This window comes from Acinetobacter sp. P8-3-8 (assembly GCF_000214135.1).
Taxonomy (GTDB): Bacteria; Pseudomonadota; Gammaproteobacteria; order Pseudomonadales; family Moraxellaceae; genus Acinetobacter.
Map to the genome: position 1 here is coordinate 1 of NZ_AFIE01000184.1, position 330 is coordinate 330.

At 39.7% G+C, this 330-nt stretch carries 1 protein-coding gene; it reads left to right on the top strand.

Features of this window, described 5'->3' with window-relative positions:
* Positions 1-298 (top strand): hypothetical protein (locus GGG_RS21125; protein WP_010118242.1); only part of this gene is annotated, 298 nt, incomplete at its 5' end.
* Between the last annotated feature and the right edge of the window lie 32 nt (positions 299-330).

Here is a 330-nt window from a genome sequence, read left to right on the forward strand (position 1 = left end):
TACAAATGAAACGCGCCTAAGGTACGGTATCGAAACTTCAGGTTTTTCAGGCTATGCAAATATATATAATTATGATGAAGCTCAAGGTCCGATGCACTGTGCTTTTCTTGCACGCGATGCGCTTAATAACTATTTAGGCGAAGTACCACTTGCGAGAGTTTCACTCAATCAGTTCGCACCAGCAGCTCTGCCAAATATTACAGTTTTTAGTGGTGGTAATCGCGCATATCTTAGAAAGAAGCTCATGGGTTCGTCTATTCGTGCAGGGTCAATTATTTTTGATTTAGGGGAGATTTAAATGCGATTAGATATTTCACCAAAAAATCTAAG